Annotated in this window: 14 protein-coding genes; 4 read left to right on the forward strand and 10 right to left on the reverse strand. The window is 62.0% G+C overall.

Translation table 11 applies throughout. The annotated features are described in order from the left end of the window. Positions 1-17: 17 nt before the first annotated feature. Positions 18-818, reverse strand: coding sequence for a carbon-nitrogen hydrolase family protein (locus GCN78_RS22885; protein ID WP_152253755.1), 801 nt, complete (start codon positions 816-818; stop codon positions 18-20). 30 nt (positions 819-848) lie between these two features. Further along, positions 849-5,030: a YhdP family protein gene (locus tag GCN78_RS22890; protein ID WP_193316835.1), complete on the reverse strand. Its 4,182-nt coding sequence runs from the start codon at positions 5,028-5,030 to the stop codon at positions 849-851. A gap of 236 nt (positions 5,031-5,266) precedes the next feature. Here GCN78_RS22890 and glnE point away from each other — a divergent pair, with 236 nt between their 5' ends. Together glnE and GCN78_RS22900 are read left to right on the forward strand one after the other, a co-directional pair. Further along, complete coding sequence (gene glnE, locus GCN78_RS22895; RefSeq protein WP_413465230.1) at positions 5,267-8,020, forward strand: bifunctional [glutamate--ammonia ligase]-adenylyl-L-tyrosine phosphorylase/[glutamate--ammonia-ligase] adenylyltransferase; 2,754 nt, start codon at positions 5,267-5,269, stop codon at positions 8,018-8,020. A 13-nt stretch (positions 8,021-8,033) separates the two neighbouring features. Next, on the forward strand, positions 8,034-8,816 hold the full coding sequence (locus GCN78_RS22900) for a YoaK family protein (RefSeq protein ID WP_152253757.1): 783 nt from the start codon (positions 8,034-8,036) through the stop codon (positions 8,814-8,816). Between the two features lie 42 nt (positions 8,817-8,858). Here GCN78_RS22900 and gap read toward each other — a convergent pair whose 3' ends face one another. Next, complete coding sequence (gap, locus tag GCN78_RS22905) at positions 8,859-9,869, reverse strand: type I glyceraldehyde-3-phosphate dehydrogenase (RefSeq protein ID WP_152253758.1); 1,011 nt, start codon at positions 9,867-9,869, stop codon at positions 8,859-8,861. 76 nt (positions 9,870-9,945) lie between these two features. Continuing rightward, entirely contained in the window at positions 9,946-11,943 is a 1,998-nt protein-coding gene (tkt, locus tag GCN78_RS22910) for a transketolase (protein WP_152253759.1), read from the reverse strand. A 188-nt stretch (positions 11,944-12,131) separates the two neighbouring features. Between tkt and GCN78_RS22915 the strand changes: the two genes are divergently transcribed. Continuing rightward, positions 12,132-12,857: a 16S rRNA (uracil(1498)-N(3))-methyltransferase gene (locus GCN78_RS22915; protein ID WP_152253760.1), complete on the forward strand. Its 726-nt coding sequence runs from the start codon at positions 12,132-12,134 to the stop codon at positions 12,855-12,857. 196 nt (positions 12,858-13,053) lie between these two features. On the opposite strand, the gene GCN78_RS22920 is transcribed toward GCN78_RS22915, so the two are convergent. Then, a complete protein-coding gene (locus GCN78_RS22920) occupies positions 13,054-15,957 on the reverse strand; it encodes a TonB-dependent receptor domain-containing protein (protein WP_152253761.1) in 2,904 nt (967 codons plus the stop codon). Between the two features lie 675 nt (positions 15,958-16,632). Next, positions 16,633-16,830, reverse strand: coding sequence for a hypothetical protein (locus tag GCN78_RS22925; protein ID WP_152253762.1), 198 nt, complete (start codon positions 16,828-16,830; stop codon positions 16,633-16,635). A gap of 196 nt (positions 16,831-17,026) precedes the next feature. On the opposite strand from GCN78_RS22925, the gene GCN78_RS22930 reads away from it, so the two are divergent. Then, positions 17,027-18,658 (forward strand): NAD(P)/FAD-dependent oxidoreductase, encoded by a 1,632-nt coding sequence (locus GCN78_RS22930; RefSeq protein WP_152253763.1) that lies wholly within the window; start codon positions 17,027-17,029, stop codon positions 18,656-18,658. 80 nt (positions 18,659-18,738) lie between these two features. Here the strand turns inward: GCN78_RS22930 and GCN78_RS22935 are convergent, their stop codons facing one another. The 4 genes from GCN78_RS22935 to ntrC all read right to left on the reverse strand — a co-directional run bounded on the left by GCN78_RS22935 (position 18,739) and on the right by ntrC (position 25,960). Further along, complete coding sequence (locus GCN78_RS22935) at positions 18,739-21,489, reverse strand: TonB-dependent receptor plug domain-containing protein (protein WP_226939782.1); 2,751 nt, start codon at positions 21,487-21,489, stop codon at positions 18,739-18,741. 367 nt (positions 21,490-21,856) lie between these two features. Next, positions 21,857-23,230: a GAF domain-containing sensor histidine kinase gene (locus tag GCN78_RS22940; RefSeq protein ID WP_152253764.1), complete on the reverse strand. Its 1,374-nt coding sequence runs from the start codon at positions 23,228-23,230 to the stop codon at positions 21,857-21,859. Positions 23,231-23,364: 134 nt separating this feature from the next. Further along, on the reverse strand, positions 23,365-24,330 hold the full coding sequence (gene corA / locus GCN78_RS22945; protein WP_152253765.1) for a magnesium/cobalt transporter CorA: 966 nt from the start codon (positions 24,328-24,330) through the stop codon (positions 23,365-23,367). A gap of 139 nt (positions 24,331-24,469) precedes the next feature. Beyond that, entirely contained in the window at positions 24,470-25,960 is a 1,491-nt protein-coding gene (ntrC, locus tag GCN78_RS22950; protein ID WP_152253766.1) for a nitrogen regulation protein NR(I), read from the reverse strand. Positions 25,961-25,965: the final 5 nt, after the last annotated feature.

The raw sequence follows: 25,965 nt of genomic DNA on the forward strand, positions 1-25,965 counted from the left end.
CTTATGTCAAGTCCTCCTCACATAGTGCGGTGCGCCAGGGCCGGCAGCGACTCGCGCACGCCGGCCAGGAACACCAGGTCGATCTCGCCGCTGACCACGCCCTCGCCTTCGGGCAGCACGGCTTTGACTTCGCCCCACGGGTCGATCAGCATGCTGTGTCCCCACGTGCGGCGGCCGTTCGGATGCAAGCCGCCCTGCGCCGAGGCCAGCACATAGCACTGGTTTTCGATGGCGCGCGCGCGCAGCAGCACTTCCCAGTGGGCGCTGCCCGTCGTATGGGTAAACGCGGCCGGCACGACGATCAGCGCGCAATCGCCCATGGCGCGGTACAGTTCGGGAAAGCGCAGGTCATAGCAGATGGACAGGCCGACCCGGCCGAACGGCGTCTCGATCGAGCGCACCTGCGCGCCTGGCACGATGGTACGCGATTCGTTGTACGACTCGGTGCCGCGCGTAAAACCGAACAGGTGGATCTTGTCGTAGCGACCGGCCGGCGCGCCTTGCGGGTCGTACACCAGCGTCGTGTTGAGGACCTTGCCCTCCTCGCCCGACATCAGGGGCAAGGTGCCGCCGATCAGCCAGATGCCATGCTGGCGCGCCATCTGCGCCATGCCATCCTGGATCGGTCCGCTGCCGGGCTGTTCCGCATGGGCCAGCTTGTCCGTTTCCTGTTTGCCCATGATGGCCCAGTATTCGGGCAGCACCACCAGCTGCGCGCCGCTGGCGGCGGCCTGCGCCACCAGGCGCCGCGCCGTGGCCAGGTTGTCTTCCACGGACGGCGAGGAAATCATTTGTACTGCTGCCACTGTATGCATCATTGCCACCTCTTCTCCATTCGAACGCCTCGCCTATTTCGCCACGGCCTCCGCTGCGGCGGCAGGCACGGCGACAGGTTCCAATTTACCACCATCGAGCTTGGTCACGACGGGCGACTTCCACGGGCCAGCGATCTGCATGTGGTAAGTGAGCGCCTTCATCACGGGGGCGCGCAGGAACAATTGCGCCAGGAAACTGCCCAGGCCAATGACGGGATTGACGGCCAGTGCGTACACGAGCGGCCCCGTGCCCAGATTGAATTCCGGGATCACCACCACGTGCAGATTCGTCGTTTCATTGGCGATATCGGCCGTGCCATCCATCAGCACGGTTGCCGCCACGCCGTGCATCTTGAGGTTGTCCGTGCTCACCACGCCGCGCTTGATGCTGGCGTTGGCCGTGATGCCGTCGAAGGCCAGGCCTTCGGAAAACACGTCGTGGAAATCGAGTTTCAGCAAGCGGGGCAAGGCTTGCAGGCTGAGCACGCCCAACAGCTTGGCCGCGCCCGGATCCTGCTTGAGGAACTGGCCCGATTCCACGTTCATCTCGATCTGCCCTGACAGCGTGGGAATGTCGAGCGAATACGGCAAGCCATTCCAGGCGATGTCGCCGCTCAGGCGGCCCTTGCCGCGGCGCACCGTGTCGGCAAAGCCGAAGCGGTCGAGCAACTTGCCCGCATCGACGATATCGAGACCGAAACGCAGGCTGGTCGTGCTTTGCCCATCCTTGATGACCCATTTGCCATTACCGCTCAGGGCGCCATCGGGATTCGACAGTTGCAGCTTGCCCACGCGCCATTCGCGCCCGCCCGCGGCCATGGTGTTATAGGCCTGCAACTCCAACCGGCCGATCTTCTTGTTGAACAGTTCAAATTGCTCGGCGACGATATCGAGCGAAGGAATCGACTGGGCGCCGCTCTTGCCTTCCAGTAAACTCTTCACATCGTTGACGGCCGACTCCGGAATGATCAGAGACGACAGGCGCGCCGTCATCTTGCCCAGGCCGGAAGGCGTTTCCAGCCAGGTCACGTAGCCGGACACTTGTTTCGCGTCGATATTGGCTTGCCATACATCCTTTTGATGCGTGGCGCCCACGACCACGTTTTCCAGCTTGCGCTCGCCCAGCATCAGTTCGCTAGCACGGGCCGCCATCATGTCCGGCACCACGTATTGCGCGATATCGGGCGCATCGTCGGTGGCGGCGCTGTCGGCCGTCGCCGTGCCGCTGCCGGCGATTTCACTGCCGACGGCAATCCAGCTGTCCACGTCCAGGGTTTTCATGTTGACGTTGAACATCATGCCGCTGTCCGGTTCCGGCGCCGGCACGTTCACGCCGATGCCGCCGCGCACCAGACGCCAGGCGTCCTTGCCCTGCTTCTGGCGCTGGTAACGGGCGGCGATGCCGGATCCCAGCGCGATGCGGATATCGTCCGTGCGCAGGCCCGCGCCATTGGCCGCATTGCCCGTCAAGGTGAATTTCACGGGCAGGCTGTCGCCGGCCGGCTTTTTCAGGGGGGCGGGGAAATCCAGGCCCAGGCCCGTCAGCGGCGACTCGACGTTGACCACCACCTGGTGGTCGCGCGCCGTGATCAGGCCGCTGTAGCGGGCGCCGCCATTCAAATGTTTCGCCAGACGCTGCAGCACGGGCGCCGGATAGGTCTTGCGCAAACCGTCGATGGTCATGTTGCCGGCGATTTTCACCTGAATCGAGCTGTCCGCCTGCGTGCCGCCAGAGATGGCCAGCGGCCCGCCCAGCAGGCTGCCATTCAAGCCATTCAGGTTGACGCCCTTTTCATTGAACTCGATCTTGCCCTGCGCACCCAGCACGGGAGGCATGTCGTGGAACAGCACCACGTCGTTGCCCGCCAGTTGCAAGCTGCCCTGCACAGTCGATTCGAGCATGCGCTCGATCGGCAAGTGCAGTTTGAGGGCCAGCTTGGCGTTGCCCGTCGCCGTCGTTTCATCCGTGAAATGCTCGATCCAGCCCAGCACGGGGCTGGCCGTCACGTACTTGAGGAATTCCTGCATCGGCCCGGCCGCGTTGCCTTCAATATCGAGCAAGGTGTCGAACACGGTCAGGTCGGGAATCACGGCCTTCACATTCGTCAAGGCCACACCGCCCGTGGTGGCCGTGTCGCCGCGAATTTCCATGCGCGCCCGTTCAAACACGAAACTGCCCTTGATCTTGTCCGCCTGCGGCCACAGGGGCGCCTTGCCGGCCAGCGGACCGCTTTCGGCAAATTCGCCGGGCGCGTAATTCAGGGTGCCATTTTCGATCTTGCCGGCCACGCGGAAGTCGCCCCGGCTACGCTGGGCGGGCGTGTCGGCCTTGAAGGGGAAATGCTCGAGTTCGCCGCGCAGGCGCAGGCTGACATCGCGCGCCATGCCGCCTTCCAGTGCCCCTGTCAGCCAGTGGCGCAGGTGCTCGGGCGTTTGCAGCGGCAGATAGCGGCCGATGGTGTTGATCTGGAAATTGTCGATCGTGCCCGTCAGGTCGACCTGGCCCAGGTTCTTGCCGTCGAGCGGCAGGCGGTGTGTGCCTTGCAAGGCGACGCGCAAGCCTTGCTGATTGAAGTCGAGCTTGTCCAGCTCGACTTGCAACATATTCTCCGCTTCAAACGTCCAGCGCGCCTGCATGGCGAATTGTTCGAACGGCATGGCCGGTTCGCTCAAGTAAGTGGGCAATTGCAGCACCAGGTCCTGCGCATCGATAGCGATGCTGCCGCCCTTGTCGTTCGCGTCGATGCTGCCAGTCAGGTGGTCGAAGCCGGGAATGGCCGGTGCGGCGGCCTGCGCGGGGCTGCTCGCCGTCTTCGCCACGGCCAGGCGCGCCGGCTGCGCATTCAGGCCCAGATCGATGAGCTTGCCGCGCAGGCGGTAGCTGGCCGGTGTCGCCATCTCGCCTTCCCATTGCGCCGAGAAATCCTGCAAACGCCCGCGCGGCGCCAGGGCGTCAAGGCGCTGGCGCTGCTGTTCGCCCAACGGCAGCTTGTCGGCCAGCGCGGCCAGGGTTTGCAAATCGAGCGACTTGGCCGTGATTTCCGTGCGCGCCGGCTTGCGCTTGGTGGCGGCAACAAAACGTTCGGACAGGGTCGTGGGCGGCAGGCTGAGACCATCGCGAGTTTCCACCGCGAAGTTCGTCAGCTCGACCTGGTGCCCGTTCGCGCCAAAGGTGGGCTTGCCGTCCGGCACCTGCGCCGACAGCTCTTCTTTTGCCGAGATGCGCCCGCTGACCGACAGCAAGTCGAGCGGGGCGATATGTTCGGCCAGCTGCGCCTGCACGTCCGTCAGACTCACGTCGGCCGTGAAGCCGGCCAGGCGCGCGTGATCCAGGCTCAACCAGGCGCGCAGGGCGCCCTTGCCCTGGCTCAGCTCGAACGGATAGTCGAGGTAGCGGCGCCAGGCGGCCAGGTCGGCGTTCTTCAGGTCGGCGTACAGCTCGCCTTTCCACATCGACACATCCGAGATGCGCGTGCTGAAGGGCGGATGCGTGAAGTGAGCACGCACATCGATGGGCGCGGCCAAGCTGGCGGGCGGCGTGGCCTGCAAGCCAAGCCGGTGGCTGCGCCAGCGGTTGCGCAGCAGCAAGTTGACCTGGGTTAAAGCCAGCTCGGGTGTGCCGCGCGCTTCGTCCGTCCAGCGCACCTTGCCGTCGCGAATGATGATGTCATGCTGCGACAGCAGCCAGTCGGCGCCCTTGCCGTCGCTGCCCTGCTTGCTGTCGACCAGCACGCCGGCCACATACAGCTTGCCATCCGTACTGCGCCGCACATCCAGGTCGGGCCGCGTGATTTCCAGGGTAGTGAAGCGCACGGAACCGAGCACGCTCCACCACGACACGGTGGCCGAGATGCTCGGCAGGCTCAGCGCCTGGCGGCCCGCCTGGTCGCGCAGGGTCACGTCACCGAGGAAGAGATTCGGCCGCACGCCATGCCAGGAGGCATAGATACGCGCGATACTGACAGGGTTGCCCAGCGCGCGGCTGGCCGCCCGCTCGATATCGCCTTTGTAGTAATCGATATTCGGCAAGATGGCGTAGCGCAGGAATAAAAACAGCACGGCGAAGGCGAAATACGCCAGCAGCACCAGTTTGATGGTAAAACCCAATACATGATGGGTGGCCAGGTTGGCCATGCGATAGGCGGCACGCAGCCGCTGCCAGCGCAGGGCCAATGGCACATGTTCTGTCACGCTTGCTTCTGGCGGTTTTTGCATCAATAAGCTAATAAACTGGCCCGGCGTCAAATAATGGCAAAAATCGTCTGCATTCGTGGTGCGCGCCTGCATCCTCGCGCTTGCGTCTGAGCAAAGCCTCCCTTACCATCGTTCGGAAGAGCACGCACTGCCGGCGGCGTTAGCGCCAGCGGCACAATTTTACCGCATCCCCCGCCGTTCGCAGCCAAGTTAAACAAGAACCTGCACGCAGCATCCATGAGACCCTGACCGACACCATGAGCACACAGCCTTTGATCTCCGCCTCCCGTTTCTACCAGCGCTGGCTGGACGCCGCCCCCGAGCGCGCCGCGCAGGTAGCGCAACTGGTGCGCGCGCCGCTGGACAAGCTCGACTTCGCGGCCGCGCTGGCCGAGCAATCGAGCGCCGCCACGCCGCCGCTGCCGCCCGAGCGGGCCATGCGCCGCCTGCGCAACCTGCTCGTCTGCGGCCTGATCGCACGCGATCTGGAAGGCCAGGCGGACTTGAACGAAGTGGTCACGGCCATGACAGGCTTCGCCGATTTCGCCATCCGCACGCACGTGGATGCCATCATGGCCGAGATGGTAGCCCTGCACGGCATGCCGGTCGGCGAGGAATCGGGCGAGGAGCAAGCCTTGATGGTGCTGGCGATGGGCAAGCAGGGCGGCGGCGAACTCAACGTTTCGTCGGACATCGACCTGATCTTTGTCTACCCGGAAGATGGCGACACGCAAGTCACCGCACCTGGCCAGCGCAGCCTGTCCAACCACGAGTTTTTCATTCGCATGGGCAAGAAACTGATCGCCGCCCTGGCCGAGATCACGCAAGACGGTTTTACTTTCCGCGTGGACATGGCCTTGCGACCGAACGGCAACTCCGGTCCCCTGGCCGCCAGCCTGGGCATGGTGGAGCAATACCTGATCGTGCAGGGACGCGAATGGGAACGCTACGCCTGGGTCAAGGCGCGCGCCGTGACGGGCAAGCCGGAAGACATTGCCTCGCTCGACGCCATCGTGCGCCCCTTCGTCTTCCGCCGCTACCTCGATTTCGGCGTCATCGATGCCATCCGCACCATGCATGGCCAGATCCGCGCCGAGGTCAACCGCCAGGAGCGGCTGCACCCGGACCGCAGCAACAACGTCAAGCTGGGCCGTGGCGGCATCCGCGAAATCGAATTCCTCGCGCAAGTGTTTCAATTGATACGCGGCGGGCGCGACGCCGAGCTGCGCGAGCGTTCCACGCGCGCCACCCTGCGCACGGTGGCGGACAAAGGCTTGCTGGAGCCGGCCATCGTGGAACAATTACTTGCTTCCTACACTTTCCTGCGCAACTTGGAACACCGGCTGCAGTATCTTGACGATGCGCAAACCCATACCCTGCCCGCGAATGAGGCCGACCGCCTCATCGTGGCGCAGATGATGGGTTTGCCCGATACGCCCACGCTGCTGGCCCAGCTGGAAGCGCACCGCGTGTTCGTCGCCGGCCAGTTCGACGAGATGTTCAGCGACAAGAGCAGCGGCGCGCCCCCTGCCGACACGGGCATCGACCCGCAGACGTCGAACGACTGCGCCGCCTCCGACCAGCAGGAAGCCATCGAGGCGCGCTTCGCCGCGCTGGGTTTCCACGAGCCGGCCGCCTGCGCGCGCCGCCTGCTGGCCACGTGGCAGGCGCCGCGGCTGCAATCGTTGCCCGAGGCGAGCCGCACGCGTTTGGTGGCCCTCGTCAATTCGGCCCTGCCCCTGATCACCGATTGCTCCGTGTCCAACGGTAACGCCAGCCAGCTGGCCACTCTGGGCCGGCTGCTCGATTTCCTGGAAGCGATCGCGCGCCGCTCGGCCTATCTGTCGCTGCTGACGGAGTATCCGCATACGCTCGAGCGCGTCGTGCGCATGGTATGCGCCAGCGGCTGGGCCGCCACCTTCCTCACCCAGCACCCGATCCTGCTCGATGAACTGTTAGACGAGCGCATCCGCAACAGCGTGCCGGACCCGGCCGCGCTGGCGCTGGATCTGCAGCGCCAGCTCGACGACGCGCCCGGCGACACGGAGCGGCAGATGGATATCCTGCGCGAAATGCACCATGCGCAGCTGTTCCAATGCCTGGCGCAAGACCTGGCGGGCGACCTGAGCGTGGAAAAGCTGGCCGACTACCTGTCGCAGCTGGCCGACATCATCGTCGCCGCCACCGTGCAAGCCGTCTGGCAAACCTTGCCAACGCGCCACCGCGAGGTGCCGAAATTCGCCGTCATCGCGTATGGCAAGCTGGGCGGCAAGGAACTGGGCTATGTCTCGGACCTGGACGTCATTTTCCTGTTCGACGACGATGACCAGGATGCGCCAGGCCTGTACGCCAAGCTGGCGCAGCGCTTCATTACCTGGATGACCTCGCACACCTCGGCCGGCATCCTGTTCGACATCGACATCGCCCTGCGCCCGGACGGCGCCTCGGGCATGCTGGTCTCCAGCGTGCAGGCCTTCGAGCGCTACCAGGGCAGCGCGGCCTGGGTGTGGGAACACCAGGCCCTGACGCGCGCACGCTTCTGCGCCGGCGACGTCAGCATCGGCAAGCATTTCGAGCGCATCCGCGACACGATCCTGCGCAAGGAAAGGCCGGAAAACGGCCCGCTCAAGGGTGAAGTGGTGGCCATGCGCAAGAAGATGCTCGATGCCCATCCGCCGCGCCCGGGCAGCTTCGATCTGAAACAGGATCCGGGCGGCATGATCGACATCGAATTCATGGTGCAATACCTGGTGCTGCAGCATGCGGCGCAGTATCCGCAGCTGACGGCCAATTCGGGCAATATCGCCCTGCTGCGCCTGTGCGGCGAGCTGGGGCTGATCGACGCCCAGTTGGCCACCCTGGTCGCCGACGCCTACCGCGCGCTGCGCAAGCTGCAGCATCAGCTGCGCTTGCAGGGGCAAGACCTGGCCCGCGTGGAACCGGAGCGCGTACGCGTGCATGCGGAGAATGTCATGCGCCTGTGGCAAGCCATCTTCGGCGCCTCAGCCTGAGGCCGGCCCGGGCATGCCACTCCACTACCTGTCGCGCCTGAGCGGATCGACACGCGATACGCAAGCCAACCTGCAGCTGGGCTGCGTGCTGGCGCTGGTGGCCGGCGCCGTGAATGCGGGCGGCTTTCTCGCCATCGGCGGCTATACCTCGCACATGACGGGCATCGTTTCCGGTATGGCGGACGACCTGGCACTGGGCAATATCACCATGGCCCTGGCCGCGCTGGGCGCGTGGCTGGCCTTCGTCAGCGGCGCGGCCGTGACGGCCATCATGGTGAACTGGGGCAAGCGGCGCCGGCTGCACAGCCAGTTTGCCGCCAGCCTGCTGCTGGAAGCGGCCTTGCTGCTGCTGTTCGGATTGACGGGAAATTACCTTGCCGCCATGCCCGACATCCTGGGCCCCGTGACCATCTTGCTGCTGTGCTTTGTGATGGGCTTGCAGAACGCCATCATCACCAAGATTTCGGGCGCCGTCATCCGTACCACGCACGTGACGGGCCTGTCCACCGATATCGGCATCGAACTGGGCAAGATGGCGTATTACAACCGGCGCCACCTGCCGGACCGGATGGTCAAGGTCAACCGCGGCAAGCTGCGAACGCACAGCCTGCTGATCGCCTGCTTCTTCATCGGCGGCGTCAGCGGCGCCCTGGCCTTCAAGCACATCGGCTTTCCGGCCGCCACCATCATCCTGGCCGGCGTGCTGACCCTGTTGTCCGGCGTGCCCGTGCTGCGCGACTTGCGCCTTCTATGGCGTTTCTACCGGCGCCGTTTCTCATCGCACAGCCATGAATAAAAAAAACGCCCCGAAGGGCGTTTTTTTGTGGCTAGCCAGGAATTACTTGGCCGACATCAATGCGACGGTGGTGTCGAGCATGCGGTTCGAGAAACCCCACTCGTTGTCGTACCACGACGATACTTTTACCAGGCGGCCCGACACTTTGGTCAGGGTCGAATCGAAGTTCGACGAAGCCGGGTTGTGGTTGAAGTCGATCGAGACGAGCGGTTCGGTCTGGTACGTCAGGATGCCTTTCAGGGCGCCTTCCGAAGCGGCCTTCATCAGCGCGTTGACTTCTTCCACGGTGGTGTCGCGCTTGGCGATGAACGACAGGTCGACCAGCGAGACGTTGATGGTCGGCACGCGGATGGCGAAGCCGTCCAGTTTGCCATTCAGCTCAGGCAGCACCAGGCCCACGGCGGCGGCGGCGCCCGTCTTGGTCGGGATCATGCTCATGGTGGCGGAACGGGCGCGGCGCAGGTCTTCATGCATCACGTCGGACAGCACCTGGTCGTTGGTGTAGGCGTGCACGGTGGTCATCAGGCCCGTTTCGATGCCGATGGCGTCGTTCAATGGCTTGACCAGCGGTGCCAGGCAGTTGGTGGTGCACGAAGCGTTCGAGATGACGGTGTCGGTCGATTTCAGTACCGAGTGGTTCACGCCGAACACGACGGTAGCATCGACGTCCTTGCCGCCTGGTGCCGAGATGATGACTTTTTTCGCGCCGCCCTTCAAGTGCGCCGACGCTTTCTCTTTGGTGGTGAAGAAGCCCGTGCATTCCAGCACGACGTCCACGCCCAGCTCGCCCCATGGGATTTCAGCCGGGTTGCGCTGTGCGAATACGCGGATCGGATCGCCATTGACGATCATGTTGTCGCCTTCGACGGTGACCGTGCCCGGGAACTTGCCGTGCGCGGTGTCGTAGCGGGTCAGGTGGGCGTTCGATTTGGCATCGCCCAGGTCGTTGATGGCAACGATCTGGATATCCTGTTTCTTGCCGCCTTCGTAGAAAGCGCGCAACACATTACGGCCGATGCGGCCGTAGCCATTGATTGCAACTTTGATCGTCATACTCTGCTCCTGATTAAAAAAGAAGGTACATGCACGCCTCTGGCGAACAGATCGCCAGGGGCGTTAAAAATCAATATCAGCCGGCGATAACCGCTTTCACCTTGGCCACGACGTTCTCGACCGTAAAGCCGAAGTGCTTGAACAGCACGCCAGCCGGGGCCGATTCGCCAAACGTGTCGATACCGACCACGGCGCCTTCCAGGCCCACGTATTTGTACCAGAAGCTGGTCACGCCCGCTTCGATGGCCACGCGCGGCACACCCTTCGTCAGCACGCTGGCCTTGTAGGCGGCGTCCTGGCGGTCGTACACGTCGGTCGACGGCATCGACACCACGCGTACATTGATGCCTTCGGCAGCCAGCGCGCTGGCTGCGGCGACGGCCAGTTCCACTTCGGAACCGGTGGCGATCAGGATGGCCTTGGCGTCCGCCACGTCGTTGAGCACATAGCCGCCGCGGTAGATGTTCTCGATCTGTTCGGCGCTACGCTCCTGGTACGGCAGGTTCTGGCGCGAGAAAATCAGGGTCGACGGGCCATCCTTGCGGCGCACGGCGGCACCCCAGGCAGCGGCCGACTCGACGGTGTCGCACGGACGCCAGTTGTCCAGGTTCGGGATCAGACGCATCGACGAGACGTGCTCGACCGATTGGTGCGTCGGGCCGTCTTCGCCCAGGCCGATCGAATCGTGGGTGAACACGAAGATCGAACGCAGCTTCATCAGGGCGGCCATGCGCAGCGCATTGCGGCTGTAGTCGGAGAACGTCAGGAACGTGGCGCCGAACGGGATGTAGCCGCCGTGCAAGGTGATGCCGTTCATGATGGCGCTCATGCCGAATTCGCGCACGCCGTAGTTGATGTGGTTGCCAGGCTGGCCCGAACGCACGGCCACGCACTCTTTCCAGTTGGTCAGGTTCGAACCGGTCAGGTCGGCCGAGCCGCCGAGGAATTCCGGCAGGGATGATGCCAGTGCCTGGATGGCGTTCTGGCTGGCCTTGCGGGTGGCGATGTTTTCTTTCTTTTCCACGCAGGAAGCGATGGCGGCGCTCAGGGCCGCTTCGAATGCCTGTGGCAGTTCGCCCTGCATGCGGCGGTTCAGTTCAGCGGCTTGCTGCGGGAATTCGCGGCGGTAGGCGGCAAAGCGCTCGTTCCAGTCCGCTTCCAGCAGGCCGCCTTGTTTCTTCGCATCCCAGGCGGCGTACACGTCGGCCGGCATCTCGAACGGTGCGGCATCCCAGCCGATGTATTCGCGCACGGCGGCGATTTCCTTGTCGCCCAGCGCGGCGCCGTGGACCTTGTCGCCGCCTTGCAGGTTCGGCGAACCCTTGCCGATGATGGTCTTGCAGCAGATCAAGGTTGGCTTCGCTGCGGTCTTGGCGGCGGCGATGGCGGCAGATACGGCGGCAACGTCATGACCGTCGACGGCGCGGATGACGTTCCAGCCGTACGCTTCGAAGCGCGCCGGGGTGTCGTCCGTGAACCAGCCTTCGACTTTGCCGTCGATGGAAATGCCATTGTCATCGTACAGGGCGATCAGTTTATTCAGGCCCAGGGTGCCGGCCAGCGCGCACACTTCGTGCGAAATGCCTTCCATCAGGCAACCATCGCCGACGAAAGCGTAGGTGTAGTGGTTGACAATGTCGTGGCCAGGCTTGTTGAATTCAGCGGCCAGCAGTTGCTCCGACAGGGCCATGCCGACGGCGTTGGCGATACCCTGGCCCAGCGGGCCGGTGGTCGTTTCCACGCCTGGCGTGACATCGACTTCCGGGTGGCCCGGGGTTTTCGAATGCATTTGGCGGAAGGCCTTGATGTCATCCATCGACAGGTCGTAGCCCGTCAGGTGCAGCAGCGCGTAGTGCAGCATCGAACCGTGGCCGTTCGACAACAGGAAACGGTCGCGGTTCTGCCATTTTGGATTGGCGGGATTGTGGCGATAGTGACCACTCCACAGGGCAACTGCGATCTCGGCCATGCCCATCGGCATGCCTGGATGGCCGGAGTTGGCCTTTTGTACAGCGTCCATTGCCAGTGCGCGGATCGCATTGGCCATTTTGGTAGTCGGGAGCGTAGTTGTCATGATGGTGTGGGTCAGTCGCGAGTTTGGGATTCGTGTGCAACAGCGCGGACAGGGAAGCCGGCTGCTTTCTGTAGTCAACTATTTTACCAGACTGGGGGGCCGCAAATTAGAATTGCGGCGTACTGGCCCGCCAAATGGCTATACTTTGACGTCTTTCCACCCCATATCTCGCCCAATTTAGGATTTGCATGCCGCGTTTCTTCTGTCCCCAGCCGCTCGTTGCCGGCACCACCATCGCCCTGCCGGAGGCTGTCGCCCACCATATCCAGGTCGTGCGCCTGGCGCCGGGCGACCTCATCACCCTGTTCAATGGCGAAGGCGGCGAAGTGCAGGCGAGCCTGGTGGCGGTCGCCAAGCGCAGCGTGACGGCGGAAATCCAGGCGCACGTGGCGCGCGAAGCGGAACTGCCGTACGCCGTGACCCTGGCGCAGGCGCTGCCGGAAGCGTCGAAAATGGACTGGATCATCGAAAAAGCCATCGAACTGGGCGCGGCGGGCATCGTGCCGCTGTCGGCGCAGCGCTGTGTCGTGCGCCTGTCCGCCGAGCGGTCCGAGAAAAAACTCGCGCATTGGCAAGGTATCATCGTGTCCGCCTCGGAACAATGCGGGCGCAACCGCCTGGCGCAGCTGGCGCCGCTGCAAGACTTTAATAGCTGGAGCCGCCAGCAAGATTTACACAAACGCATCATCCTGACGCCACGGGCGGAGCAGTCGCTGGCCGACTGGGCGCGCCACCAGCCGCCGCAAGCACTCACCGTGATGGTGGGGCCGGAAGGCGGGTTTTCGGAGTCGGAAGAAAAAGCGGCGCTGGCCGCCGGCGCCATCGGCCTGACCATGGGCCCGCGCATCCTGCGCACGGAGACGGCGGGATTGACGGCGCTGGCCACGCTGAGTGCCTTGTGGGGCGGGATGTAGCGACAAGCCAGCCGCCGGCAGGCCCCGGCAAGCCGGTTGCCCCATCCGTCTCTCCCCGCCGACCACCGGGCGACTCGCCCCGCACCATCGTATCCTGCCAGAAATCGCTTTCCATGCATGCATAAAAAAACCCGCCAGGCGAACCAGGCGGGTTTTTTTTCAGACATTCATGCCAAGCTCCTTGCGGAGCGTGGAATTAGAACGACTGGTTGTAGCGTACGTAGACGAAACGGTCGATAGGCACGTTAGGATCGACAGCCGACGCGGAGGAAACGCCGGCGCCTTGGCTCGTTGCTGCGTACATCAGACGTGGAGCGCGGTCAAACAGGTTGTTTGCGCCGACCGAGATCTGACCTTTCCAAGGCGTTTTGTACGCCACGTTCAGGTCGATATAGGTGGTCGAACCACGCTTGTTGTAGCCGCCGCCGTCATAGCTGACGCCTTGATCATCAGGATTCGAGCATTGGAGCTCGGCATCCAGGCACAGATCCTTGACGCCGCTGGTGTAACGCGCGGTCAGGGTCGAGCTCCAGTTACCCATCATCCAATCCAGGCTGATGTTCGACTTCAGACGGGCATAGGTAAACTCGCCTGCGTACTCTTGCCAGTCGGTAGTAGCGCTAGCTTTTTGCTTGAACGAACGCAGGACGGTCGATTCAGTACGAATAGCGAAGTTACCGTATGCCGTACGCGGCAGGCGATAGCCCAGGCCAATGTCGAAACCTTCGGTCGACAATTCACCCTTGTTGATCGTGCCGCGCGACAGGCCGGTGATGGCGCCAGTCGAGTTACGCACAACATCGCCGCAGTACTTTTGCAGGCCTTCGACGACGCAATTGCTGATGACTTCAGCAGCGGTCCAACCGGAGATCTGGTCTTTCACGCTGATCTTGAACCAGTCCAGGCTAGCCGACAGGCCTGGCACGAACGATGGGTTGTAAACGAAACCCAAGGTCTTGGTTTTTGCCGTTTCTGGCGTCAGCGTATCGTTACCCACGCCGGTTTGGAAAGGCACGGTCGATTGTGCGCCAGCGGCTGGTACTGCAGCGCCGGATTGTGCCAACTGACGGTAGCCTGCCGGTACGCCGGTTGCGGCGCAACGTTGAGCAACGGCTGGATTGCGAGCGGCCAGTCCCCAACGGCTGTCGCATGGGTCGAGGTAGGAGTCGAAGCTTTGACCACCGCCACCAAAGGTATCGCCCAGCGCAGGTGCGCGGAAGCCTTCAGCCCACGTACCACGGACCAGCAAGTCGTCAACTGGTTTCCACATGACGCTGGCTTTGCTGTTGGTTGTCGAACCAAAGTTGTCATAGTCGGAGTAGCGCGAAGCCAGATCCAGCGACAGCAGCTTGGCGAAGCTTTGACCTTTCAGCAGAGGGATGTTCGCTTCCAGGTAAATTTCTTTCACCGAATAGCGACCCTGGGTCGTGTTTGCAGCCAGATCGGTCGAATAACCGGACTGATCGAATTGGCCCGGACGGTCGTAGCCGCGCACGTCGCGTTTCTCGATACCGCCAGCGAAGCCAACCGCGCCAGCTGGCAAGGTGAACAGTTCACCGGAGACATCTGCCGTGATGCTGTTGACGGTGCTGCCGTAGGTGCCTTGACCATTAGCCGAAACATATTTCCAGGCTTCCGGGTTCGATACGGATGGGCCGCCCAGAATGTTGAAAGGTGTACATTGCGAAAGTGGAATCGGGCTCGCTGCCGTACCGCACTGTACCTGACCAGCGCCGTTCATGAACGATGGACCCAGGGCTTTCTTCAGGTTCAACAGATTCAGGTTGCCGGTGCTCAGGTTTTCGCCTTTGAGCGAATTGTGGTTATAGCCAGCGCTCCAGTTCCATGGCAGGCCGCGCAGCGTGAATTGACCTTCCAGGGTTGCATCGATGTGCAAGGTCTGGTTGTTGTTTTCGGTGATACGCGGCTGCTCGGTCGTGCGGCGGGCGAAGAACAGGTCCTGACCTTTGCCAGCACCGGCGACTTGGTTGCCGTATGGGTTGAAATAGCTATCTTTGTCGATATACACGCCATAATTAGGCTGCGACAGGCTGTTCAGCGGATAGCCAGCGATCTGGCGCGTCGAGCTGCGCTCGGCGTACATGGCCGTCGTCGTGAAACGCAAGTCGCCTGGCAGTTCGATCGTGCCTTTGGTAAAGATCGAAGTCAGCTTGGTCGGCGACTGGAACATCATCTGCTGCGACGAGTTGTACTTGTCATCGTTCGAGTTGGCGAAATTATGATAGTTCGCCGGGTTGCGCGAGTCCGCGCCAACGCCGCTACCATCAAAGCCGCCGGTATGGTTCAATATCTTATTGAAACCGCCATTTGCAGCAACGGTATTGCTGGTGCCGGCAGCAGTAACTGGCGTGATGCGGCCCCATGGCGCGGCACCGAAGCCTTGACCGAAGAAGTCGCCCGTACCATAGCTTTGCGAGGTGATATCGCGCGTCTTGGCCCAGACCGGCTCGGTCTTGCTGTGCGAAATGCCAAACATCATCGAGGCTTTTTCAGCATTCGCGCCATACGACAGCGAGTAGTCTTCGGTCTTGCCGTCGCCTTTTTCGTTGATACCCTTGTAGACGCTGATCTGGGCGCCTTCAAGGCGCTTTTTCAGAATGATGTTGACCACGCCGGCGATTGCATCGGAGCCGTAGATCGACGATGCGCCGTCTTTCAAGATGTCAATGCGTTCGATCATGGACGACGGTACGGTCGACATGTCGGTGTAGCCGTCTACCGATTGCGTCCAGCGCTTGCCATTGACCAGCACCAGCAGGCGGTTGGCGCCCAGGTTGCGCATGTCGATGTATTGACCGCCTTGTTCGCGGTTCGAGGTCAGGACGGCACCCTTGCTGAAAGCTGGTGTACCCGCTGACGTCATTTGGTTCAGGATATCGCCGACAGTGATCAGACCGGTAGCCTGAATCTGCTGAGCAGTAATCTTTTGAACAGGTTGCGCGGTTTCCAAGTCTACTTGACGAATGCGGGAACCGGTAATTTCCACGCGCTGCGGGGCTTCAGCTTGCTCTTGGGCAAATGCTGTAAGCGAGTTCAATGCCATCGCTACTGCTACGGCAATCTTGGTACGTTGGTGCATAAGTTCTCCGATGAAATTATACCTGCTGATCTAGTCAGGCTCTTGTAAACATAAAATTATGTTTAATGTCTTTCTGAATCCCGTACTGTCGGCTTTGTGTCCAACCGTTTCTCGCTTTATGAGCGAGCCAGCCAGGTTACTATGACATTACGTCATCAAACCATTTTCAAAGCAGCACTGTCAACAATACTCAAAAGCGGATTCAACAAAGAAACAACACTTTTTTCCACCCGAGCGTTTTAATTTCGCTTCATAAGAAAAATTGCTACACCTCTCAACAACCATGCGCGCACCAGATTGGTGCGGACACATTTTGCTGATGCTCTACTCTGCAGTTATTGGTGCGGTGCCTGACTGGACGGCGAAGGCGCACGGCTACAACACAGACAGAAAAAAAGTCTGCCTGAGTCCCTCAATCCTCCGGCTACGGCAACCATTGCGCACCAACTTGGCACAATCTGACCAGCTACTTTTGCCCGCGGCTGGCACGCCACATGGCGGCTTGAGACGGCGGCGGAGCGTGCGGCAGGACATGCGCTAAGGAAAAATTAATCGTTGTAGAAGTGCAACATAGTGAACTTATACTTTCAAAAGCTCACTTTTTACACTACATTAGTATCCGCTTCAGAACGCAACTTTCACGGCGCATAAACAAACGTGCGCGATTTTTAAAATTTAAATATCCCGCAATACAGAGTTATTTTTAATTAAAAATACCGCAAGACCACCGCTTATATTCGGATGATGTATATCAATATATACTTCGAATATTAATTCGCGTGCGCTTCTTAATTTTTCAGCATATTGTTTCAATTCCATCCGCCTTTCGCCCGGAGCCGCCGTGCTGTATTTATTGCGACTGTGTCTGTTCATGCATCGCCGCGACATGCACGCTGCCATCGCCCCCTGGCATCCCCGACAGCGATGCGATTAGCGGCGCCGTCCGGCTCGCGACCATTGCATCAACAGTCTTCGCAGCAGGTAAAATAGCGCCTTGATGCCGCCGCGCGCGCTGCCTCACAGACTCTCCGCTAGATACGGAGCCCAGCCATTTTTATAGATACACATCATGTTGCGACTCAACGAAGTAAAACTTCCCCTCGAACACGACGAAGCGGCCCTGCCGGCCGCCGTCCTTGCACGCCTCGGCATAGCCGCGGATGAGCTGCTCGGCTTTACGGTCTTCAAGCGCAGCTACGACGCGCGCAAGCGCAGTGCCGTGGTGTTGATTTACTCGCTGCATGTGGACGTCAAGAATGAAGCGGCCGTGCTGGCGCGCCTGCAGCACGATGTGCACCTGATGCCCGCGCCCGACACCGACTACAAATTCGTCGCCGGCGGCGAACAGCTGGCCGGCCACACCAATGAGCCGCGCCCCATCGTCATCGGTACCGGCCCGTGCGGCCTGTTCGTGGCGCTGATCCTGGCGCAGATGGGCTTGCGCCCTCTCATCCTGGAGCGGGGCAAGCAGGTGCGCGAACGCACGGTCGATACCTTCGGCTTCTGGCGCAAGCGCGAACTGAACCCGGAATCGAACGTGCAGTTCGGCGAAGGCGGCGCCGGCACCTTTTCGGACGGCAAGCTGTACAGCCAGATCAAGGATCCCAAGCACTACGGACGCAAGGTCTTGACGGAATTCGTCAAGGCGGGCGCGCCTGAGGAAATCATGTATGTGAGCAAGCCGCACATCGGCACCTTCCGCCTGGTCAAGATGGTGGAAGAAATGCGCGCAAACATCGAGCGGCTGGGCGGCGAATACCGCTTCAGCAGCAAAGTGGTCGATCTCGACATCGAGCCAGGCAGCGACGGCGGCCAGGTGCGTGGCGTGGTGCTGGACAACGGCGAAACCATCGCCAGCAACCACGTCGTGCTGGCCATCGGCCACAGCGCGCGCGACACCTTCGAGATGCTGCACCGCCGCGGCGTGTACATCGAAGCGAAACCGTTCTCGATCGGCTTCCGCGTGGAACATCCGCAATCCCTGATCGACAGCTGCCGCTTCGGCCCCAGCGCCGGCCACCCGATCCTGGGCGCGGCCGACTACAAGCTGGTGCACCACGCCAGCAATGGCCGCTCCGTCTACAGCTTCTGCATGTGCCCGGGCGGCACGGTGGTGGCAGCCGCCTCGGAACCGGGCCGTCTGGTGACGAACGGCATGAGCCAGTATTCGCGCAATGAGCGCAACGCCAACAGCGCCATCGTGGTCGGCATCACGCCAGCCGACTACCCGGGCGACCCGCTGGCCGGCATCGCCCTGCAGCGCGAGCTGGAAGAGCGCGCGTTTGCTCTGGGCGGCGGCAACTACGATGCTCCAGGACAACTGGTCGGCGATTTCGTCGCTGGCCGCGCCTCGACGGAGTTCGGCAGCGTGGTGCCGTCGTACAAGCCGGCCGTGCACCTGACGGATCTGGCGCCCTCGCTGCCCGAGTACGCGATCACGGCCCTGCGCGAAGCGTTTCCGGCGTTCAACAAGCAGATCAAGGGTTACTACAAGGCCGACGCCGTGCTGACGGGCGTGGAAACGCGCACCTCGTCGCCGATCCGCATCAAGCGCCGCGACGATGACCTGCAAAGCCTGAATACACGGGGCCTCTTCCCGGCCGGCGAAGGCGCCGGCTATGCGGGCGGTATCCTGTCGGCGGCCGTCGATGGCATCAAGGTGGCCGAAGCGGTGGCGCTGTCGATGGCGGCGCGCGGCTAAGCTACGCCAGCCTCCGCCTGCAGGCGGGACGAAAAAAAACCGGCACTCAGTGCCGGTTTTTTTATGCCTGCTGGCCCCGCTTAAAACTTGTACGAGGCATTCAGGTAGCCGGTGCGGCCGCGCGGATCGTAGTAGCGGTCGTCATAGCCGAATTGCTGGCCGCGGTTCGCGCCAGACGTCGATGGCACGAATGGCGGGCTCTTGTCCGTCAGGTTCAGCACGCCTGCGGTGAGGACCCAGCTCTTGCTCGGAGTCCACACCGTTTGCCAGTCGAGCGTCGAATAGAAACCCACCTGCATGCGGATCTTTTCTTGGCCCGTCACGGCGCCGGAAGCGTCAAGCACGTCGACCGACGTTTCCTGGTCCTTGTAACCGGACAGGAAGTTGACGGTCAGCGAATTGGCCCAGTTGCCCGTTTTCAGGGTGTTCGTCCACTGGCCGCGCGTGCGGAAAGTCACCGTCCCCAGATCGGCGAAGTTGCCCAGCGCCGAATAATACTTGCCATTGCGTTCCAGCTGCACATCCTCGCGCAGCATTTGCGTCGCGTTCAGCTGCGACGTGAACAGGCCGATGCCGGAGCGGTAACGGGCGCTGATATCGATGTCAACGCCGGTGGCAAACGATTTACCGAGATTCTGGTTATCCGCCAGGAAGGCCAGGTAGGTGGTCCCCGTACCCACGTCCTTGTTGACGCCCCAGGATTTCGGGAAGTTGGCCGGATTGGCGAATACCAGCTGCTCGGTCAGCTGGCCGAAGGAATCGCGGATCTGCACATGCCACAGGTCGGCGCCCAGGGTGATGGCGCTGATCGGCTCATAACGGAAACCGATGGTCGCCTGTTTCGATTTCTCAGGCTGCAAGTCGCGGTTGCCGCCGGCCAGCTGGTCGTACTGGCGATTGCCTGGCTGACATTGCGCATTGAGTCGCGTGGCGATGGCTTGCAAGGCTGGCGAGCACGTGTACTTGTCGCTGGTGACGCCATAGCCGCGCTGCAAAGCATTCACTTGCGGTACTGTCGGCGCATGGAAACCATTGCCGACCGAACCGCGGATCAGCAAGGTGGGCGCCGGCGTCCACTTGAAGCTGGCCTTGGCCGTGGTGGCGCCGCCAAAGTCCGAGAATTCATCGAAACGCAGGGCCGCGCCCAGTTCCAGCTCTTTCAGCACGGGTGCGATGACTTCGCCAAAGATGCCCTTCGAGGTGCGGCTGGCGCTGTATGGCTGGCTACTGGCCGCGTCGCCGAAACGCTGGTCGCATTCCAGGCCCGTCGTGCCGCCGCACAAGGTGCCTTTTACCGGATCGGCCAGGATGCCTTGTGCAAACGGGCTCGGTTTGGCCGAGAATTCCTCGCGGTTGATGTTCGCGCCCACGCCCAACATCATGGGACCGCCAGCCAGACGCCGCACTTCCGTCGAACCATTCAGGTTGATGGTTTGCAGGCGCGAGGTGCCGCCATCCCAGTAGCCGGAGAACGTGGCGCTCTTGATGGCCTCCTGCGCCGCGGTGGACTGCTTGCCCGGACCGACGAAGGGGTCGAGCAAGCCGCTCGATGTGAGATTGTTGACGGCAATCGCGCCAGGATAGCCGGAAATACTGCCTTTTACGCGGCTTTCGGAGAAGTTGTATGATGCATTGTAATCCCAGCCGGCAGCGACGCCGCGCGTGCCGACCACCACACTGGCAAAATCGGCCGTATCTTTCGAGGTACGCTGGCCCATGTCGAACAAGCGGTAGAACGCCGTGCTGTCGCCGGTAATACCAGCTGGCACTAAATACTTGTCATGCAGCGGCGTGCCCGCATCGACGGCGATCGCACCAGGCACGGGGGCGATACGCGACGTTTGTTTCGTGCGTGACAGCAATACATCCGCATACACTTCGTGGCCAGCGATCTTGAAGGTGCCCGATGCCATGAAGTTGTCACGCTTGCGCTCCGGGTAGATTTCCAGGTCCTTGGTGAAATCGTAGCCGCAGTAGTCATCGACCAGACCGCTGCCATCGGTATACGGTTCGATCACGCGAAACGTCTTGTCCGGGCAGGACCCGTTAGCCTTCTGGTAAGGGCTGATCAACTGGCCCTTGTCATCGGTGGCATTGGCCGGAATCGGGCTGGCCGAAAACTGTTGCTTCTGATAGCGCTTGCCATTGGCCGAGAATTGCACCTTGCCCGTGTTGGCGAAACTGCGGTCGACGGAAGCGAGCTTGTCGCGCTCGTCGTGGCCAAAGGTCAGCACCACGTTGTAGCCATCTTCGTCCAGGTTGCCAAAGCCCTTGGTGGCGCTGAGGCGTTTCTCACGCGCACCGTTTTTTGGTGCGGAGTAGCCGATGGACACATCACCGATCGTCGTATCGTGCTTGGTAATGAAGTTGACCACGCCAGCGATGGCATCGGCACCGTACAGCGCGGAGGCGCCATCGGTTAGCAGTTCCACACGTTCAATTGCCGAGATAGGGATCGAATTCAAGTCGAAGCCAGCGGCGAAGCCCGTCAGCGTCTGGCCGCCGAACTGGGCCAGGCGCTTGCCGTTCAGCAAGACGAGCGTACGCGTCTCACCCACGTTATGCACGGAAATGCCAGAGAAACCGAAGGTGCTGCCGCCAACCGAGGAACTTTCGCTGGTGGCGCCCTGGGCGGAAGACAGCTTCTTGACCAGATCGGTGACCGAGGTGGCCCCCGAGGTGCGGATGGCTTCGGCGGTCAGGACGGTAACCGGCAAGGCGCCTTCGGCGGCGATGCGCTTGATCGACGAGCCCGTGACTTCCACGCGCTGGATTTGCGTATCGGCAGCCTGTGCATCTTGTGCGATCGCGGACTGCGAAACAACGGACATGGCGGCGGCTACACCACCGGCGCAGAAGATGCGAACGGCACGAGAGATGACGGTTTCTTTAAGCATGGTGAACCCTTTTTCATTTGTATGGTTATATATGACTCCGGATTTGCTACCCGGATTGCACTCATTTATCTAAAGGAAACGCCTTGCACGGCACCACGATCACGTGCCGTGAAGTTCACTGGGACACTGGTACAGAAATGGCACTAGGAGACTGAAAGTCAACTAGACAACTACATAGAATCACGGCAAGAATATGAGTGTCAACAGAACTCAGCATGCGTATGGCGTACATACAACATGTGAAAAGCAGGGGAGACAAGGGAAAAGCGCAGCTCGCGGCCAGCCGCGAGGCCGTGCAGCGTCAGCTGGCCAGCGGCAGCCTGATCTGTATGTGACAGCCGGGACTGCTGTCGATGGCGCACACCTGGCCGCCCAGTTGCTGCACGATGGTGTAGACGATGTGCATGCCCAGGCCGGAGCCGCCCTGGCCCCGCTTGGTGGTGAAAAACGGTTCAAACATGTGTTCGCGCACGGCCGGCGCCAGGCCGATGCCGTCGTCGGAAAAATCCAGCAGCAGCCAGCGCGCGGCCGCGTCGGTGTCGTCCGCCTCGATGCGCGCACGTATCGTGATGCGCCCCGGCCCGCCCTGCGGATAACCGTGGCGGGCGCTGTTCATCAACAGGTTCGAGAGGATTTGCGACAGCTTGCCAGCCGCCAGGCGCACCTGGCAATCGGGGGCGATGTCGAGTTCCACGCCCAGCGCCGCCTTGCGCAATTCCGGGCTGTGCGCCGATACCAGGCCGTGCACATAGTCGTGCAGCGCCAGGTCTGCCACGTATTCACTGACCTGGTCCACGGCCAGTTGCTTGAAATTGCCGATCAGGTCGGCGGCGCGCGCCAGGTTGCGCTCGATCAGGGCGGCCGCGCCTTTGAGCGATTCGGCAATGTCGACCAGCTCGGCACGGCTGACCTTGGCGCCGCCCAGCAGCTGCACCAGCTGGTCGGCATAACTGCCCATGCTCGACGCGGCCGTCAGCGCCACGCCGATGGGCGTGTTGACTTCATGCGAGACACCGGCCACCAGCGAACCGAGGGCCGCCATCTGTTCCTGCTCGATCAGGTTCGCCTGCGCCGCCAGCAGCGATTCGGTGCGCACGCGCACGATCTCCTCAAGCTGCTGCGTGCGCTCCTGGTGCTGCAGCTCGGCCGCGCCGCGGGCCGAAAAGATCGACAGCAGCAGCAAGGCCAGCAAGCGCTTGTTTTCATCGATGGGCCGCGTGTCGATGGCCGACAGGATGCCCAGGGTCTTGCCATCGGTATCGATCAGCGGCATGCCGACATAGCTTTCCGCCTGCATGTCGACGAGGAGACTATCGTATGGAAAGCGACGCTGGATATCGCTGCCATGAAAACACATGCTTTGGCACGTCACGTCTTGGCAAGGCGTGTGCTGCAGGCTGTATTCGATATTCGGCTGGTAGCCGTCACCACCCCACAGGGCCAGGGTGCGGATGCCTTCGCTGCCATCGTCCAGGCGCACCAGCCGCCCGGCGATCACATAGTGCACGTCGAGCGCTTCGGCCAAGTCCTTGACGAGGATGCGCAGGAAGTCGTCGCCCCGGGCGTGCGCCGTCGAGGCGGTAATCGAGCGCAGGGCCGCTTCCGCCAGGGTGCGCCGCTGCTCGGCATCGAACAGGGGTTCTTGCGAATTCACATCAAACAACGGAATACTCATGAATGCTCCTGCACGGCACCGGAAGCGCAGGCACGCCCGCCGGCGCGGCGACTCTCAGCCATGGCCCGCCCCAGCGGACCTGCCGCGATTGTACCCCTGGCTATTGCTTAATAATACAGATATCCAGGAATTTTTTACAGCCAGCCGGAACGTTTGAACAAGTAATACATATAACCGCAGACACAGCTCATCAGTCCCACGGCCACGGGATAGCCGTATTGCCAGTCCAGCTCCGGCATGAACTTGAAGTTCATGCCCCACACGCCGGCAAACGCCGTAAACACGGCAAAGATAGCGGCCCAGGCCGCCAATTGCTTGTTTACTTCGCTCTCGTCGATGGCCACCATCGACAGATTCACCTGGATGGCCGTGCTGATGGTGTCGCGGATGGTGTCGAGCGTGCCATTGATGCGCGCCAAATGGTCGTGCACGTCGCGGAAATACTCCTGGGTATCGTGGCACAGGGGCGGCACGCGCCCGCCGTGCAACTTGCCCACCGCTTCCATCAGCGGCGCCACCACGTGGCGCAAGACCATGACCTTGCGTTTTAATTGATACAGCCGTTCGATATTGTCGCGCTCGGTGCCGCGGTCGAAGATGCGGTCCTCGATCAGTTCCAGCTCCGATTCGAGCGCGTCGAGCACGGGAAAGTAACGGTCGACGACGGCGTCCATCAGCGCGTACAGCACGAAGGCCGAGCCCTGGCGCAGCAGATGCGGTTCGCGCTCGGCGCGCGCGCGCACGCCAAGAAAACCTTGCGAGCTGTTGCTGCGCGACGAGAGCACATAATTGGCGCCGACAAAAATATCGACTTCGCCCAGCACCAGTTCGTTCTCGACCATTTCCACGGTTTTCACGACGGCAAACAGGGAATCGCCATATTCCTCGATCTTCGGACGCTGATGGCCCCGCTGCGCGTCTTCCACCGCCAGTTCGTGCAGGCAAAACTCGTGCTGCATCTGTTTCAGCTCGGCCGGCGTGGCGTCGAGCAGGGCCACCCAGACGAAACAGTCGGGGCGCTCGACGTAATCGCTGATATCGTCAATCGGCAAGTCGGCCAGTTTTTTGCCATCCTGGTAGGCCACGCAGTTAATCAGCATACAGTTCCACAATGAAAGTTAACACCGGACGAAACAGTCCGACAGGCGCCAGCTTACCTTATCGCCTGCTGTGGGTGTTGTGGCGTACGAGGAACACCGCAAGAAAAGGCGGACGGGGGAGTCCCCGTCCGGCAAGGCGTCAATCGTCCTTGGCGCCGTCGATGCCCAGTTCGGAGATCTTGCGGGTGATGGTGTTGCGGCCGATGCCCAGGCGCACGGCGGCGTCGTTCTTGCGCCCGTGCGTATGCTTGAGCGCCGTCTTGATCAGGGCCGACTCGAATTGCCGTCCCAGCACGGCCATGACTTCCTGCTGCCCCGCGCCCAGCATGCCGGCCGCCTGCAATTCCAGCAAACCGATCCAGCCCGGCGGCGCGCCGTTGGCGGGCGCGGCCGCTTCGAACACCTGGCCGCCGTGTGGATGGGCAACGGCCGCCGGTGCAGCTTCGCCCGCCGGCGCGCTGGCTGCGGCATCGCCCTGCCCCTGCGTCAATTCCAGCGGCAAGTCCTTGATTTCCACCGTCTGGCCCGGCGCCATGACGGTGATCCAGTTGCACAGGTTTTCCAGCTGGCGCACATTGCCGGGCAAATCCAGGCTGCTGAGAAACTGCATCGTCGGCTCGCTCATGCGCTTGGCTTCCACGCCCAGCTGGCGTGCGCTCTGCACCAGGAAGTGGCGCACCAGGATGGGGATATCCTCGCGCCGCTCCCGCAAACTGGGCAGGCGCAGGCGGATCACGTTCAGGCGGTGATACAAGTCTTCGCGGAACAGGCCGTCGCGCACGCGCTGCTCGAGGTTCTGGTGCGTGGCCGTAATGACGCGCACGTTCGCCTTCATGGGCTGATGCCCGCCGACGCGATAGAAATGCCCGTCGGACAGCACGCGCAAGAGTCGCGTCTGCAGGTCGAACGGCATGTCGCCGATCTCGTCGAGGAACAGGGTGCCGTTCTCGGCCTGTTCGAAGCGGCCCCGGCGCGTCGTTTGGGCGCCCGTAAACGCCCCCCGCTCATGGCCGAACAGTTCCGATTCCAGCAAATCCTTGGGGATCGCCGCCGTATTCAGGGCGATGAACGGCTGCGCCGCGCGCGGGCTGTGCTTGTGCAGCGCGCGCGCCACCAATTCCTTGCCGGAACCGGATTCGCCCGTGATGAGCACCGTCACGTTCGATTGCGACAGGCGGCCGATGGCGCGGAACACTTCCTGCATGGCCGGCGCCTGGCCGAGGATTTCCGGCGTTTCCGACGGGCCCGACTCGACGCTGGTCTCGCGCAAGCTTTCTTCCAGCGCGCGGCGGATCAGCTCGACAGCCTTGTCGATATCGAAGGGCTTGGCCAGGTATTCGAAGGCGCCGCCCTGGAAGGCCGCGACGGCCGAGTCGAGGTCGGAAAAGGCCGTGATGATGATGACCGGCAAGCCGGGAAAGCGCGACTTGACCGTCTGCAGCAATTCCAGGCCGGAGGCGCCCGGCATGCGGATATCGGACACGAGCACTTGCGGCGTGTCAAATTCCAGTGCGGCGATGGCGTCGCGCGCATTGGCAAAACTCTTGGTGGCGAGATTTTCCCGCGCCAGGGCTTTTTCCAGCACCCAGCGGATTGATTCGTCGTCGTCAACTATCCAGATTGGCTTCATTAGTG

It is taken from the genome of Janthinobacterium rivuli (assembly GCF_009208735.1).
Taxonomy (GTDB): Bacteria; Pseudomonadota; Gammaproteobacteria; order Burkholderiales; family Burkholderiaceae_D; genus Janthinobacterium.

Bases quoted from the DNA above. Each gene is read 5' to 3' on its own strand.
- GCN78_RS22885 (WP_152253755.1), bottom strand. From the start codon at position 818: ATGATGCATACAGTGGCAGCAGTACAAATGATTTCCTCGCCGTCCGTG.
- GCN78_RS22890 (WP_193316835.1), bottom strand. From the start codon at position 5,030: ATGCAAAAACCGCCAGAAGCAAGCGTGACAGAACATGTGCCATTGGCC.
- glnE (WP_413465230.1), top strand. From the start codon at position 5,267: ATGAGCACACAGCCTTTGATCTCCGCCTCCCGTTTCTACCAGCGCTGG.
- GCN78_RS22900 (WP_152253757.1), top strand. From the start codon at position 8,034: ATGCCACTCCACTACCTGTCGCGCCTGAGCGGATCGACACGCGATACG.
- gap (WP_152253758.1), bottom strand. From the start codon at position 9,869: ATGACGATCAAAGTTGCAATCAATGGCTACGGCCGCATCGGCCGTAAT.
- tkt (WP_152253759.1), bottom strand. From the start codon at position 11,943: ATGACAACTACGCTCCCGACTACCAAAATGGCCAATGCGATCCGCGCA.
- GCN78_RS22915 (WP_152253760.1), top strand. From the start codon at position 12,132: ATGCCGCGTTTCTTCTGTCCCCAGCCGCTCGTTGCCGGCACCACCATC.
- GCN78_RS22920 (WP_152253761.1), bottom strand. From the start codon at position 15,957: ATGCACCAACGTACCAAGATTGCCGTAGCAGTAGCGATGGCATTGAAC.
- GCN78_RS22925 (WP_152253762.1), bottom strand. From the start codon at position 16,830: ATGAACAGACACAGTCGCAATAAATACAGCACGGCGGCTCCGGGCGAA.
- GCN78_RS22930 (WP_152253763.1), top strand. From the start codon at position 17,027: ATGTTGCGACTCAACGAAGTAAAACTTCCCCTCGAACACGACGAAGCG.
- GCN78_RS22935 (WP_226939782.1), bottom strand. From the start codon at position 21,489: ATGTCCGTTGTTTCGCAGTCCGCGATCGCACAAGATGCACAGGCTGCC.
- GCN78_RS22940 (WP_152253764.1), bottom strand. From the start codon at position 23,230: ATGAGTATTCCGTTGTTTGATGTGAATTCGCAAGAACCCCTGTTCGAT.
- corA (WP_152253765.1), bottom strand. From the start codon at position 24,330: ATGCTGATTAACTGCGTGGCCTACCAGGATGGCAAAAAACTGGCCGAC.
- ntrC (WP_152253766.1), bottom strand. From the start codon at position 25,960: ATGAAGCCAATCTGGATAGTTGACGACGACGAATCAATCCGCTGGGTG.